Source organism: Rubellimicrobium sp. CFH 75288 (assembly GCF_009904055.1).
Taxonomy (GTDB): Bacteria; Pseudomonadota; Alphaproteobacteria; order Rhodobacterales; family Rhodobacteraceae; genus Rubellimicrobium.
The window spans coordinates 1-14,435 of record NZ_WYDP01000022.1; the positions used below are offsets into that span (position 1 = coordinate 1).

Annotated in this window: 12 protein-coding genes; 8 read left to right on the forward strand and 4 right to left on the reverse strand. The window is 75.3% G+C overall.

The genetic code is table 11. The features are described 5' to 3' along the window. Window positions 1-197: hypothetical protein (locus GT358_RS16510; RefSeq protein ID WP_208103546.1), on the reverse strand; the 197-nt coding region annotated here is incomplete at its 3' end. Window positions 198-341: 144 nt separating this feature from the next. Here GT358_RS16510 and xsc point away from each other — a divergent pair. From xsc to GT358_RS14380, 8 genes are all read left to right on the forward strand, one after another. Beyond that, window positions 342-2,102, forward strand: a complete 1,761-nt coding sequence (gene xsc, locus GT358_RS14345; protein ID WP_166583324.1) for a sulfoacetaldehyde acetyltransferase — start codon at window positions 342-344, stop codon at window positions 2,100-2,102. A gap of 109 nt (window positions 2,103-2,211) precedes the next feature. Then, a complete protein-coding gene (locus tag GT358_RS14350; RefSeq protein WP_166583325.1) occupies window positions 2,212-3,183 on the forward strand; it encodes a phosphate acyltransferase in 972 nt (323 codons plus the stop codon). Between the two features lie 2 nt (window positions 3,184-3,185). After that, window positions 3,186-4,259 carry an acetate/propionate family kinase gene (locus tag GT358_RS14355; RefSeq protein ID WP_166583326.1) on the forward strand — a complete coding sequence of 358 codons (1,074 nt, stop codon included), beginning with the start codon at window positions 3,186-3,188 and terminating at the stop codon, window positions 4,257-4,259. A 48-nt stretch (window positions 4,260-4,307) separates the two neighbouring features. Continuing rightward, entirely contained in the window at window positions 4,308-7,142 is a 2,835-nt protein-coding gene (locus GT358_RS14360; protein WP_166583334.1) for a molybdopterin-dependent oxidoreductase, read from the forward strand. After that, entirely contained in the window at window positions 7,139-7,888 is a 750-nt protein-coding gene (locus GT358_RS14365; protein WP_166583327.1) for a 4Fe-4S dicluster domain-containing protein, read from the forward strand. The genes GT358_RS14360 and GT358_RS14365 overlap by 4 nt, the downstream gene beginning before the upstream one ends. A 9-nt stretch (window positions 7,889-7,897) precedes the next feature. Further along, entirely contained in the window at window positions 7,898-8,743 is an 846-nt protein-coding gene (locus GT358_RS14370) for a DmsC/YnfH family molybdoenzyme membrane anchor subunit (protein WP_166583328.1), read from the forward strand. Continuing rightward, the gene (zapE, locus tag GT358_RS14375; RefSeq protein WP_166583329.1) at window positions 8,740-9,861 is read left to right on the forward strand and encodes a cell division protein ZapE; all 1,122 of its coding nucleotides are present in this window, start codon (window positions 8,740-8,742) and stop codon (window positions 9,859-9,861) included. Before GT358_RS14370 ends, zapE begins: the two co-directional genes overlap by 4 nt. 27 nt (window positions 9,862-9,888) lie before the next feature. Then, window positions 9,889-11,166 (forward strand): 4-aminobutyrate--2-oxoglutarate transaminase, encoded by a 1,278-nt coding sequence (locus GT358_RS14380; RefSeq protein ID WP_166583330.1) that lies wholly within the window; start codon window positions 9,889-9,891, stop codon window positions 11,164-11,166. A 444-nt stretch (window positions 11,167-11,610) separates the two neighbouring features. On the opposite strand, the gene GT358_RS14385 is transcribed toward GT358_RS14380, so the two are convergent. The 3 genes from GT358_RS14385 to GT358_RS14395 all read right to left on the reverse strand — a co-directional run. Further along, window positions 11,611-12,756 (reverse strand): Gfo/Idh/MocA family protein, encoded by a 1,146-nt coding sequence (locus GT358_RS14385; RefSeq protein WP_166583331.1) that lies wholly within the window; start codon window positions 12,754-12,756, stop codon window positions 11,611-11,613. A 4-nt stretch (window positions 12,757-12,760) separates the two neighbouring features. Further along, window positions 12,761-13,492 (reverse strand): sugar phosphate isomerase/epimerase, encoded by a 732-nt coding sequence (locus tag GT358_RS14390; protein WP_166583332.1) that lies wholly within the window; start codon window positions 13,490-13,492, stop codon window positions 12,761-12,763. A 21-nt stretch (window positions 13,493-13,513) separates the two neighbouring features. Beyond that, the coding region (locus GT358_RS14395; protein WP_166583333.1) for an ABC transporter ATP-binding protein at window positions 13,514-14,435 on the reverse strand (922 nt) is incomplete at its 5' end.

Genomic DNA, 14,435 nt, shown 5'->3' on the forward strand with positions numbered 1-14,435 from the left:
GCGCCGGCGCGCGGAATCGCCCCGGGTCCCGCCACCGTGCCCGGCCGCGCCAGCTCCGCCCCGGCGGCCGGAGCCCACAGCGCGAGGCAGAGGGCGAGGAGCGTGCCGCCGCGCCGCCGCCGGCCGGGCGCGACCGCAGGCGGGGAACCGGACGGGCGGGGCGGGCGGTCCCGCAGGGGCGCGAGCGGATCGGCCATGGCGCCCCGAGCCTAGCATCCTCGGAGCCGCCGCCCAACCCGCGGCGGCGCCGGCGCGCCCGGACCATCCCCGATTCCGCTGGAAGCGGCGCGCGGCCTGCGTCTAGGATCGTGGCGCAGCCCAGCAGGACGGACAGCCCAGCGATGCGCCTCTCCACCGAAGAAGCCTTTGTCAAGACGCTCCAGGCCCATGGCATCCGCGACGCCTTCGGGATCATCGGGTCGGCCTTCATGCCGGTCTCCGACCTGTTCGGCGCGGCCGGCATCCGCTTCTGGGACTGCGCGCATGAAGGGTCGGGCGGCTTCATGGCCGACGGCTATACCCGCGCCACCGGCCGCATGAGCCTGCTCATCGCCCAGAACGGCCCCGGCGTGACCAACCTCGTCACCCCTGTCAAGACCGCGTTCTGGAACCACACGCCCCTTCTGCTCGTCACGCCGCAGGCCGCCAACCGCACCATCGGCCAGGGCGGCTTTCAGGAGGTCGAGCAGATGGCGCTCTTTCGCGACATGGTCGCCTATCAGGAGGAGGTGCGCGACCCCGCCCGCATCATGGAGGTGCTCGCGCGCGTCATCGCCGAGGCGCGCCGCCGCTCCGCCCCGGCCCAGATCAACATTCCCCGCGACTTCTGGACGCGCGAGATCGACGCCACGCTGCCCCCCGTGCTCGAGTTCGAACCGCCGGCGGGCGGCGCGCAGGCCCTCGACGAGGCGGCCACCCGCCTCGCGGCGGCCCGCCGGCCGGTGATCCTCAACGGGGCGGGCGTGGTCCTGTCCGGCGCCATCCCGGCCACGGTCCGCCTGGCCGAGCGGCTGACCGCGCCCGTCTGCGTCAACTACCAGCACAACGACGCCTTTCCCGGCTCCCACCCCCTCCATGCAGGCCCGCTCGGCTACAACGGCTCGCGCGCGGCGATGGAGCTGATCGCCGAGGCCGACGTGGTCCTCGCGCTCGGCACGCGGCTCAACCCCTTCTCGACCCTGCCCGCCTACGGGCTCGACTACTGGCCGCGCGACGCGCAGGTGATCCAGGTGGACATCAACCCCTCGCGCATCGGCCTGACCCGGCCGGTCGCGCTGGGCATCGTGGGCGACGCCCGCCGCGTGGCCGAGGGCCTGCTCGAGCGTCTGCCCGAACGCGACCCCGACCGCGAGCGGCTGGGCCGCATCGCGCAGGCCCGCTCGGCCTGGGCGCAGGTGCTCGCCTCCATGGACCACGAGGAGGACGATCCCGGCACGACCTGGAACGCCCGCGCCCGGGCGGCGCGCCCCGGCTGGATGAGCCCCCGCATCGCCTGGCGCGCGATCACCGCCGCGCTGCCGCGCGACGCCATCATCAGCAGCGACATCGGCAACAACTGCGCCATCGGCAACGCCTATCCCAGCTTCGAGCAGGGCCGGCGCTACCTCGCGCCCGGGCTGTTCGGGCCCTGCGGCTACGGCCTGCCGGCCATCGTCGGGGCCAAGATCGGCCGGCCGGACCTGCCCTGCATCGGCTTTGCGGGCGACGGCGCCTTCGGCATCGCGGTCAACGAGCTGACCGCCATCGGCCGGCCCGGCTGGCCGGCGATCACCATGGTCGTGTTCCGCAACCACCAATGGGGGGCCGAGAAGCGCAACGCGACCCTCTGGTACGACGACAATTTCGTGGGCACCGAACTGTCCGACCGCGTGAGCTACGCCGCCATCGCCCGCGCCTGCGGGCTCGAAGGGGTGGAGGTGCGCGATCCCGACAGCCTGACCCTGACCCTGCGCGAGGCGGTGCGCGCCCAGATGGAGGAGGGTCGCACCGTCCTGCTCGAGGTCATGCTGAACCAGGAACTGGGAGAGCCCTTCCGCCGCGACGCCATGAAGCGGCCCGTCCGCATCGCCGGCATCGACCCCGCCGACATGGCCGAGGCCTGAACGGGGAGGGGGGCACCCCGCCGGGCCGCTGGCCGGACCGCGCACCCGCGCTAGGCTTCCCCCCGCCGTCTGTCCCGCGCCCCGCCGGGGGCGTTCCAAGGAGCGCGTCATGGCCGACCCCGCCGACGACCACCCCTTCCTGTCGCACCAGCGGCCCCGCGCGCCGCAGCGCCTTCTGGACCAGGCCCGCGCCGCCGGGCCCGCCCCGCGCGTGGCGCTCGTCAATGCGGGCGCGCCGCTGCCGCTCGCCGGCCTGCGCGAGGCGCACGAGGCGGGCTTGGCCGAGCCCGTCCTCGTGGGGGACCCCGCCCGCATCGCCCGCGCGGCCGAGGCGATCGGCTGGGACATCCGCCCCTTCCGCCTCGTCGCCGCTCCCGGCGAGACGGCCGCCGCCGCCGCCGCAGGCCTCGCCGCCCGGGGCGAGGCCGACGCCGTGATGAAGGGCCAGATCCACAGCTCGGCCTTTCTCAAGGGGCTCCTGCCCGCCTCGGCCGGCCTGCGCGACCGCGGCACCGTCTGCGCGCATGTCTTCCACCTGACCCTGCCCGGATCGGACCGCCCGCTCCTGCTGACGGACGCCGCCCTCAACGTCGCCCCCGATCTCCACACCCGCCAGCAGAGCCTCTGCCACGCCGTCCGCCTCGCCCATCTCGTGGGGATCGCCCATCCGCTCTGCGGCGTGCTCGCCCCCTCCGAGGACGTCACCCCCTCCATCCCCTGCACGGGCGAGGCCGCGGCCATCGCCGCCTGGGCGCGCGGCGCGCTCAAGGGCGCCACCGTCGAGGGGCCGCTCGCGCTCGACCTGATGCTGTCGCGCCGCGCCGCCGCCATCAAGGGCGTCGAGAGCCGCGTGGCCGGCGCCGTGGACGCGATCCTCGTGCCCGAGCTGAATTCCGGCAACGCGCTCTTCAAGCTCATGGTGCTCGGCATGGGGGCCTGCGCGGCGGGCGTGGTGATGGGCGCGCGCGTGCCCCTGCTGCTCACCTCGCGCGGGCAGGGCCCCGCCGACCGCCTCGCCTCCGCCGCCCTCGGCGCCATCCTCGCCGCCCGCTCGCGCGAGGCCCGCGCCCGCGCCGCCTGACGATGATCCTCGTCGTCAACGCGGGCTCCACCTCGGTCAAGGTCGCGCTCTTCCGCGACGACCTGTCCGAGATCCTGCGCGCCGCCGTCTCCGGCATCGGGGGCGAGGGGCGCCTCACGGTCGGCGCCCAGGGCCAAGGCGCCCACGCCCAGGACCCGGAGGGGGCGCTGTCGCTCCTGCTGCGCGCCCTCGAGGAGCGCGGCTTTCCCGCCTCGTCCCTCTCGGCCGCCGCCCACCGCGTCGTCCATGGCGGCGAGGGGCTCGTCGCCCCCGCCCGGCTCGACCCGGCCACCCTCTCGGCCATCGAGGCCGCCGCGGCGCTCGCCCCGCTCCACAACCCCGCCAACCTCGCCGGCATCCGCGCGCTCGAGCGGCTCGCCCCGCGCCTGCCCCAATACGCGAGCTTCGACACCGCCTTTCACGCCACCCTCCCCCCCGAGGAGGCCGCCTATCCGCTCCCCGCGGCCCTGCGTGCCCGCGGCTTCCGCCGCTTCGGCTTCCACGGCCTCAGCTACGCCGCCCTGACCGACCGGCTGCGCGAGGAGGGCCGCCTGCCGCGCCGGCTTCTCGCCTTCCATCTCGGCGGCGGCGCCTCGGCCTGCGCGATCCTCGACGGCCGGTCGGTCGCCACCACGATGGGCTGGTCCCCGCTCGAGGGGCTGCCCATGGGCACCCGCACCGGCGCCATCGACCCGATGGCCGTCCTCGCGCTCGCGCGCGAGCGGGGCATCGCGGACACCGAGACGCTGCTCAACCGCGAGGGGGGCCTCCTCGCGCTCGCCGGCACGTCCGACATGGCCGCGATCCTGCGCCGCGCCGAGAGGGGCGAGGAGACGGCCCGCTTCGCCCTCGACCACTTCACCCACTGGGCCGCCCGCCACGGGGCGGGGCTCCTGGCCGCCCTGGGCGGCGCCGACGCGCTCGCCTTCACCGGGGGCATCGGCGAGAACGCCCCCCCCGTGCGCGAGGCCATCGCCGCCCGCCTCGCCTTTCTCGGCCCCCTTCCCGTCCATGTCGTCCCCGCCGCGGAGGAGCGCCGCATCGCGGCCGAGGCGCGCAGCCTGATGGGGCCGTGACAGGACGCCCCCTTGAGCGCGCCCCCCCGCCATGCGACCCCTCTCCCCATGAGCCCGCGCCCCGCCCACCGGCCACCCCCCGACCGGATCGCCAAGACGACCTGCTACATGTGCGCCTGCCGCTGCGGCATCGACGTGCACCTGCGCGACGGCCCCGACGGCCGCCCCCGCGTCGCCTATATCGAGGGCAACCGCGACCACCCCGTCAACCGCGGCGTCCTGTGCGCCAAGGGCGCCTCGGGCCTGCTGCACCACAGCTCCCCCGCCCGCCTGCGCACGCCGCTCCTGCGCACCGGCCCCCGCGGCGCGGGCGAGTTCCGCCCCATCTCCTGGGACGAGGCGCTGGGCATCGCCGTCTCCTGGCTCAGGCCCCTGCGCGAGAGCGCGCCCGAGAAGCTCGCCTTCTTCACGGGCCGCGACCAGAGCCAGAGCCTCACGGGCTTCTGGGCCCAGGCCTTCGGCACCCCCAACTGGGCCGCGCACGGGGGCTTCTGCTCGGTCAACATGGCGGCGGCGGGCATCTACACGCTGGGCGGCGCCTTCTGGGAATTCGGCTCGCCGGACTGGGAGCGCACGCGCCTGCTGCTGCTCTGGGGCGTGGCCGAGGACCACGATTCCAACCCCATCAAGATCGGGCTGGGCCGGCTCAAGGCGCGCGGCGCGCGCGTGGTCGGCATCAACCCCGTGCGCACGGGCTACAACGCGCTCGCCGACGACTGGCTCGGGATCACGCCGGGCACGGACGGGCTCCTGGCGCTCTCGCTCGTCCACTGCCTGCTCGAGGCAGGCCGCATCGACCTGCCCTTTCTCGCCCGCTTCACCAATGCCCCCTGCCTCGTGGACGAGGACCCCGCCTCGCCCGAACGCGGCCTGCTCTTGCGCGACGGCGAGGGCCGCCCGCTGGTGATCGACCGCCGCACCGGCAAGCCCGCCCCCTGGGACGGCGAGGGGGTCGAGCCTGACCTCGCCGCCACCTGGCGCCACCGCGGCACCACGCACCGCCCCGTCCTCCACCACCTCGCCGCGCGCTATCTCGACCCCGCCTATGCCCCCGAGGCCGTGGCCGACCGCACCGGCATCCCCGCCCCCCGCATCCGCGCGCTCGCCGCCGAACTCGCCGCCGCGGCCTTCGACGGCCCCCCCGTGGTGCTCGACCGCCCCTGGACCGACTTCCGCGGCCACCGCCACGCCACCATGCCCGGCCGCCCCGTCGCCATGCACGCCATGCGCGGCATCTCGGCCCATTCCAACGGCTTCCAGACCTGCCGCGCCATCCATCTGCTCCAGGCGCTCCTCGGCGCGGTCGAGACCCCCGGCGCCATGCGCTTCGAGCCGCCCTACCCCAAGCCCGCCACCGCCCATCCCCGCCCCCATGCCGACGCCCGCCCCGGAGAGCCGCTCGCCGGCCCCCCCCTCGGCTTTCCCCAGGGCCCCGAGGACCTCTGCATCGACGCGGCCGGCCGCCCCCTGCGCATCGACGGCGCCTATGGCTGGGAGGCGCCGCTCGCCGCCCACGGCATGCTCCAGAGCGTGATCGCCAACGCCCATGCGGGCGATCCCTACCCGATCGACACGCTGATCCTCTACATGGCCAACATGGCCTGGAACTCGGCCATGGACACGGCGCGCACGATGGAGATGCTCGCCGACACCGACCCCGCCACGGGCGAATACCGCATCCCGCGCATCATCTGCTCGGACGCCTTCTCCTCCGAGATCGTGGCCTTCTCCGACCTCGTCCTGCCCGACACCACCTATCTCGAGCGCCACGACTGCATCTCGCTGCTCGACCGCCCGATCAGCGAGCCCGACTCGGCCGCCGACGCCATCCGCTGGCCGGTGGTCGAGCCCGACCGCGACGTGCGCCCCTTCCAGTCCGTCCTCATCGACCTCGGCGCGCGGCTCGGCCTGCCGGGCTTCGTCGCGGCCGACGGCGCGCCCCGCTACGCCGATTACGCCGACTACATCGTGAACCACCAGCGCCGCCCCGGCATCGGCCCGCTCGCGGGCTGGCGCACCGGCCCCCATGGCCTCGCCCACGGGCGCGGAGAGCCCAACGCCGCCCAGCTCGAGGAATACCGCCGCGCCGGCGGCTTCTGGCAGGCCCACGTCCCCCCCGAGGCCGCCTTCTTCAAGCCCTGGAACCGCGCCTACCAGGACTGGGCCGTGGCGATGGGCTTCTTCGACGCGCCTCAGCCCTACCTCCTCCAGCTCTGGTGCGAGCCCTTGCGCCGCTTCCAGCTCGCGGCCGAGGGGGTGGGGCCCCGCCAGCCGCCCGAGCATCTGCGCGACCGCCTGCGGGCCGCGATGGACCCGCTGCCCGTCTGGTGGCCCCCTTTCGGCGACGAGGACGCCGGGGGCTTCCCCCTCCACGCCGTCACCCAGCGCCCCATGGCGCATTACCATTCCTGGCACAGCCACAACCCCTGGCTGCGCCAGATCCATGGCAGCAACCTCCTCTACCTGCCCCGCGCCGTCTGGGACGCGGGCGGCTTCCGCGACGGCGACTGGGCGCGCGTCTCCTCGCCCACGGGCACGATCGAGGTGCCCGTCGCGCTGATGGAGGCGCTCAACCCCCGCACCGTCTGGACCTGGAACGCGATCGGCAAGCGCCGCGGCGCCTGGGCGCTCCACCCCGACGCGCCCGAGGGGGTGACGGGCTTCCTGCTCAACCACCTGATCCCCGACCGCCTCCCCCCGGACGCGGCCGGCCGCCGCCTGCCCAATGCCGATCCCGTCACCGGCCAGGCCGCCTGGTTCGACCTGCGCGTGCGCCTCGAGCGCCTGCCCGCGCCCCCGCCCGCCGCCCGGCCCGCCCTGCCGCCCCAGGCCTCGCCCGTGCCGCCCCCGCCCCCGCTCCTCGCCGAAAGGCCCGGCCCGTGACCACGCTTCCGCCGCCCTCCCCGGTCAAGCTCGGCCTCGTGATCGACCTCGACACCTGCGTGGGCTGCCAGGCCTGCGTGACCGCCTGCAAGGCGTGGAACACCGGCGGGACCGGCGCGCCGCTCGCCGATCTCGACCCCTGGGGCGCCTCGCCCGAGGGGGCCTTCCTCAACCGCGTCCACACCTTCGAGCGCCTCCCCGAGGACGGCGGGCCCCCCCAGATCGTCCACTTCCCCCGCTCCTGCCTTCACTGCGAGGACGCGCCCTGCGTCACCGTCTGCCCCACCGGCGCAAGCTGGAAGCGCGCCGCCGACGGCATCGTGCTGGTGGACGAGGATCGCTGCATGGGCTGCGGGCTCTGCGCCTGGGCCTGCCCCTACGGCGCCCGAGAGATGGACCCCGTCGCGGGCGTGATGAAGAAATGCACGCTCTGCGCCGACCGCCTCGACGACCCGGCCCTCGAGCCCGCCGACCGCATCCCCGCCTGCGTGCGCACCTGCCCCACGGGGGCGCGCCATTTCGGCGACCTCGGCGATCCCGAGTCCCCCGTCTCGCAGCTCGTGGCCGAGCGCGGCGGGCGCGACCTCCTGCCGGATCTCGGCACGCGCCCCGTCAACAAGTATCTCCCCCCCCGCACCAGGGACCGCGCGCCCGGGGCGCCCGCCCTCGACCCCGTGGCCACGGATGCGCGCGGCTTTCTGGGCTGGCTCGACCGGGCGCTTTCCACCCTGCCGCGCCTCGGCTAGTCGGGGGCGATGCATCCTGCACCGTCGCTGATCCTGTTCTCGTCGCTCTCGGGGCTCGGCCTCGGGCTCCTGGCCTGGGCGTCGCTCCTGCGGCCCGAGGGCGGCGCGGCGCTTCTCGCCTTCGGACTCGGCCTCGCGCTTGCCGCGGCCGGGCTCGGCGCCTCCGTGTTCCACCTGCGCCGCCCCGCCCGCGCGCGCTTCGCCTTCAGCCAGTGGCGCAGCTCCTGGCTCTCGCGAGAGGCCGTCCTCGCCCCCCTCGCGCTCGGGACGGCGGCGCTCCACGGCCTCCTGCTCGCGCTTCGCGGCGAGAGCCCGCTCGCGCTCGGCCTGCTCGCCGCCCTGCTCTGCGCGCTGACCGTCCTCTCGACCGCGATGATCTATGCCACGATCCGCGCCGTGCCCCGCTGGCACCACTGGAGCGTGCCCGCCCATTTCCTCGCGCTCGCGGCCGCGGGCGGCGCGCTTCTCGCCGCGCCCGCTCCCCTCGCCGCGGCGCTCCTGATCGGGGCGGGCGTGCTGGTCGCGCTTCACTGGCATCACGGCCGCACCGCCTTCGCCCGCGCCGGCCAGAGCGCCGCCACCGCCACCGCGCTCGAAGGGCGCGTGCGCCTCTTCGCGCCCCCCCATACGGGCCCCAACTACGTCACGCGCGAGATGGCGGGGCAGGTGGGCCGCGCGCGGGCGGGCCAGCTGCGCCTTCTCGCCCTTGCCCTCGGCCTCCTGCTGCCGCTGGCGCTCCTGTGGCTCTCCCCCCCGCTCGCCGCGCTCTCCCACCTCGCGGGCGTGCTCTGCGCCCGCTGGCTCTTCTTCGCCGAGGCCGAGCACGTCGTTTCCCTCTATTACGGCCGCCCGTGACCCCCTCCGCCCTCCACGCCCGCCTTCTGGCCGAGGGGCGCCTCGCCCCCGACCCGGCCCAGGCGGCCGTCCTGCCCGCGCTCGACCGCCTCGCGGCCGACCTCCTCGCCCCGCCCGCCCGCCGCCCGCTCTGGCGCCGCGCGGCCCCGACGCCGCCCCCCCGCGGCCTCTACCTCTGGGGCGAGGTGGGGCGCGGCAAGACCCTGCTCATGGACCTGCTGCTCGAGGCGCTGGACCCGGCGGTCCCCGTCCGCCGCGCCCATTTCCATGCCTTCATGCAGGACGTGCACAAGGCCCTCGAGGAGGCGCGCCGCGCCGGCCTGCGCGACGCCGTCCTGCCCGTGGCCGACCGCATCGCCGCCGCCGCGCGCCTTCTCGCGCTCGACGAGATGCAGGTTCAGGACATCGCCGACGCCGCCATCCTCGGCCGCCTGCTCGAGCGGCTCTGGGCGCGCGGCACCACGCTCGTGACCACCTCCAACCGCCCCCCGCGCGACCTCTACAAGGACGGCCTCAACCGCCACCTCTTCCTGCCCGCCATCGCGCGGCTCGAATCCACCTGCGAGGTGGTCGAGATCGCCTCCCCCCGCGACCACCGCCAGGGCCGCGCGGCGGGCGAGCGGCGCTGGTTCTGCCCCCTCGGGCCAGAGGCGCGCGCGGGCATGGACGCGGTCTGGGCCTCGCTCGGCGGCGCCGACGCGGGCCCCCGCACCCTGCGCGTCCTGGGCCGCGACCTCCACCTGCCCCTCTGGCGCGACGGGGCGGCGCGGGCGGGCTTCTTCGACCTCTGCGGCCGCCCGCTCGGCCCCCCCGACTTCCTCGCCATCGCCGGGGCCGTCCGCGTCCTCCTTCTGGACGAGATCCCCCAGATGGGCGCCGAGAGCTTCAACGCCGCCCGCCGCTTCGTCCTCCTCGTGGACGCGCTCTACGAGGCGCGCGTGACGCTCTTCGCCTCCGCCGCCGCCCGCCCCGACCACCTCTATCTCGAGGGCGAGGGCGCCTTCGACTTCGCCCGCACCGCCTCGCGGCTGGCCGAGATGGCCTCCGCCGACTGGCCGCCCCCCCTCGCGGCCGACGGGCCGCCTCCCCTTCCGCCCGCCGCCCCCCCTGTGGCATAAGGCGCCCCAGCCCCGGAGGAGCCCGCCATGCACAACGCCGCCATCGCCGAACGCCGCAAGACCGCCATCGCCCGCGGCGTCGGCATGCAGACCCAGATCTATGTCGACCGCGCCGAGAACGCCGAGGTCTGGGACGTCGAGGGGCGGCGCTTCATCGACTTCGCCGCCGGCATCGCCGTGGTCAATACCGGCCACCGCCACCCCCGCGTTATGGAGGCCGTGCGCGCCCAGCTCGACCGCTTCACCCATACCTGCCACCAAGTCATCCCCTACGAGAGCTACATCGCGCTGGGCGAGCGTCTGAACGCCCTCGTCCCCGGCCCGGGCGACAAGCGCACCGTCTTTGTCACCACCGGCGCCGAGGCGGTCGAGAACGCCGTCAAGATCGCCCGCATCGCCACCGGCCGGCCGGCCGTGGTGGCCTTCGGCGGCGGCTTCCACGGCCGCACCTTCATGGCCATGTCGCTCACCGGCAAGGTCCAGCCCTACAAGGCAGGCTTCGGCCCCATGATGCCGGACGTCTTTCACGTCCCCTTTCCCGTCTCCCTCCACGGCACCACGCCCGAGGACGCGCTTCGGGCCCTCCACGGGCTCTTCAAGGCCGACCTCGACCCCGCCCGCGTCGCCGCCGTCATCATCGAGCCCGTCCAGGGCGAGGGGGGCTTCTACCCCGCGCCGCCCGACCTGATGCGGGCGCTGCGCGCCCTGTGCGACGAGCACGGCATCGTGCTGATCGCCGACGAGGTGCAGACCGGCTTCGCCCGCACGGGGCGCCTCTTCGCCATGGAGCATTACGACGTCCACCCGGACCTCACCTGCATGGCCAAGGGGCTGGGCGGGGGCCTGCCCATCGCCGCCGTCACGGGGCGGGCCGAGATCATGGATGCCGCCCATCCCGGCGGGCTCGGGGGCACCTATGGCGGCAACCCGCTCGGCGTCGCCGCCGCCCATGCCGTGCTCGACGTGATCGAGGAGGAGGGCCTCTGCGACCGCGCCAACGCGCTCGGCTCGCGGCTGCGCCAGCGGCTCGAATCCCTGCGCGACCGCGTCCCCGAGATCGCGGAGGTGCGCGGCCCCGGCTTCATGGTCGCGGCCGAGTTCATGCGCCCCGCCGAAGGGTCCCCCCATCCCGACTTCGCCGCCCGCGTCCGGGCCGAGGCGCAGGCGCGCGGGCTCATCCTGCTCACCTGCGGCGTCCATGCCAACGTGATCCGGTTCCTCGCGCCCATCACCATCCCCGACGACGTCTTCGCCGAGGCGCTCGACATCCTCGAGGACTCGCTGCTCGCCGCCCGCGCCGCCTGACCCCCCCGCGGCGGCCCCCCGGCCGCCGCCCCCCTCGCTGCAGCGCGGCGCAACACCACCGCGCGGTGGTGTAACGCTTTGTTAACCTCCCTGTGGCAGGGTGCCCCCACGCGCCCGATCCTTCCGTCCCGGCGGACCGGAGGGGCGGCGCGGACGACCGGGGCGGGACCTGCAACGATCAGGCGGCCGCCCGTGCTCTTTGCAGGGGTGGGGCGCCACGGACGCGCCCGAGGTTCCGCCGCATCCCACCGGGCCGCTTGGCTGCGCAGGTGCTCGTCCACGGCGCGGAGGCGGAGATCCCCGGCCGCCGCGCGTCGCAACGCGCCCGCCCCCACGGGGGCGGCTCCGCACGGGCCCTTCCAGAGCCGGGCGGGCCTGCGCGCCAGCCTCTCGGATGGGGAGCCTCATCGCCCCGGCCGGGCGAGGCTCCCGCGCGGGCCGCGATCAGGCCGGCTCGTGCGCCTCGGCCAGAAGCCGCGCCGCCTCCGCGGCCGAAAGGGGGGCGGGCCGCTCGCATTCCGTGCGCATCGCGACCCGCGTCCGCGTCTCGGCCGCGCGCAGGATGCCCGTCAGCACGTCCACCACATGCAGCGCCAGGTCCAGCGCGCAGCGATGCGGCCGCCCCTCGTCGATCGCGGCCATCATCTCGGCCAGCCCCGCGCCGCGCCAGTTGGCGAAGGCCCGCCCGTCGGGAAAGGAAAAGTTGACCCGCCCGAACGGATGGTCGCCCGCCTCCAGCGGCTCGGCCCCCTCGGGCCCCCGCGCCAGTTCCGTCACCCCCCCGAACCAGTTCGGGTCCGGCACGAACAGCGTCCCCGTCTCGCCATAGAGCTCCATCGGCCCGTGCCGGTGCGCCCGGACGTCCCAGGACGCGCCCAGCGTGACGGTCGCGCCCGACCGGAACTCCAGGATCGCGTGCACGTCCGTGGGCGTCTCCACCGCGATCGTCTCGCCCAGGCGCGGCCCGTTGCCGATCGTGCGGGTCGGAAACCCCGCCTTGGCCACCGCCACGACCGCCTCCACCGGGCCCAGAAGCTGGACGAGGTTGGTGACGTAATAGGGCCCCATGTCCAGCACGGGCCCCCCGCCGGGGCGGAAGAAGAAGTCCGGGTTGGGGTGCCAGCCCTCCATCCCGTGGCCCATCACATGGGCGGTTCCCGACAGCACGCGGCCGATCGCGCCCCCGTCGATCGCCGCCCGCGCCGCCTGGTGAGAGGCGCCGAGGAACGTGTCCGGCGCCGCCCCCACCCGCAGCCCCCGCGCGCCCGCCAGCTCGCGCAGCCGCTCGCCCTCCTCCGGCGTCAGCACGAGGGGCTTCTCGGAATAGGCGTGCTTGCCCGCCTCCAGGATGCGCCGGGTCACGTCGAAATGCGCCGCGGGCACGGTCAGGTTGACCACCGCCTCCAGGCGGTCGTCCGCCAGCAGCCGCTCGACGCTCAGGGCCTCCGCGCCGAACTCGGCCGCCCGCGCCCGCGCCGCGCCCTCGTCGAGATCCGCCACCGCGCGGATTCGCAGCCCCCGGAACGAGGGGGCGATCCGCAGATAGGCGGCCGAGATGTTGCCGCAGCCGATCAGGCCGATATCGGGCATGGTGTCACCAGGATTGCAGGGTGTCAAAGGAGCGCCGGGCAAAGCGGCCCGGATCGGCGGGGTTGTCGTGCTCGGCCACCAGGTGGTCGATCCCGTGGCGGCGCAGCGCCGCGCGCACGGGCGCCCAGTCGGTCGTGCCGTGCCCCAGATCGGCCCAGCCGTCCTCCGCCTCGACCCCCGCGGGCGCCAGGTCCTTGACATGGACGGCGAGGATCCGCCCCCCCAGCCGGTCGATCCAGGCCGCCGGGTCCTGCCCCGCCCGCGCCACCCAGCCGAGGTCGAGTTCGATCCCCAGCCCCGCCTCCGCCATCAGGTCGAGGGGCGTGACCCCTCCGCCCAGATCGGCCAGGTCCCAGTCGTGGTTGTGCCAGCCCACCGCCAGCCCCTCGGCCCGCAGCGGCTCCAGCGCCGCCGCCACCCGGCCCGCCAGCGCCCGCCAGCCCTCGGCGTCGGCCCCCCGCGCCGCGGGCTCGATCCAGGGCACGAGGACCTTCTCCATGCCCAGCACCCGCGCCGTGCGCAGCGCCTCGCCGGCCCGCCCCTCGACCTGCCCCAGCGCGAAATGCCCCGACGGCATGGTCAGCCCGTGGGCGTCGAGCGCCGCGCGCAGACCCTCGGGATCGTCGTAGAGGCCCCCGTAGCCCTCCACATGCCGCCAGCCCGCCTCCCGCAGGGTGGGCAGCGTGCGCTCGAGCGGCTCGCTGCGCGAGCAGTAAAGCTGATAGGCCAGGATCATCGAAGTCTCCCAACGGGTTGGTCAGAGGCGCGCCTCGGTCTCGGCGTCAAAGAGCGAGGCCCGCGCGGGGTCGAGGCCGATGGGCAGCCGGTCGCCGGGCCGCACCCGGGCCTGCCCGTCCATGCGGATGCGGAAGGGCCCGCCGCCCAGCTGCCCCCAGACCAGCGTGTCCGCGCCCATCGGCTCCACGAGGTCCACGACCACCTCCGTCCGGACCGGCGCCCCCTCGGCCATCCGGCCCGTGGCGACATGTTCGGGCCTGATGCCGAGAATGGCCCGCCGCCCGCCGCCCGCCCGGTCCGCAAAGGCATAGCCCGCAAGCGGCAGCGTCAGGCCCGGCGCCCGGAACGCCTCGCCCTCGCGCTCGCCCTCCACGAAGTTCATGGCGGGAGAGCCCACGAAATCCGCCACATAGCGCGTCGCGGGACGGTTGTAGATCTCGTCCGGCGAGCCCAGCTGCAGGATGCGCCCGCCGCGCATGATCGCGATCCGGTCGGCCAGCGTCATCGCCTCCACCTGGTCGTGGGTGACATAGATCATCGTGTTGGCGAGCTGCCCGTGCAGCCGCTTGATCTCCACCCGCAGGTCCGCGCGCAGCTTGGCGTCGAGGTTCGAGAGCGGCTCGTCGAACAAAAACACGTCCACGTCGCGCACCAGCGCCCGCCCGATCGCCACCCGCTGGCGCTGGCCCCCCGACAGCGCGCCGGGCTTGCGGTCCAGCAGCGGCCCGATCTGGAGGATCTCGGCCGCCCGCGCCACGCGCCGGTCGATCTCGTCGCGCGGCACGCGGGCGTTGCGCAGCCCGAAGCTCAGGTTGCCGCGCACGCTCATCTGCGGATAGAGCGCATAGGACTGGAACACCATGCCGATGCCCCGCTCCGACGGCTCGAGCCAGGTGACGTTGCGCCCCTTGATCCAGATCTGCCCGTCCGTCGGCTCCAGA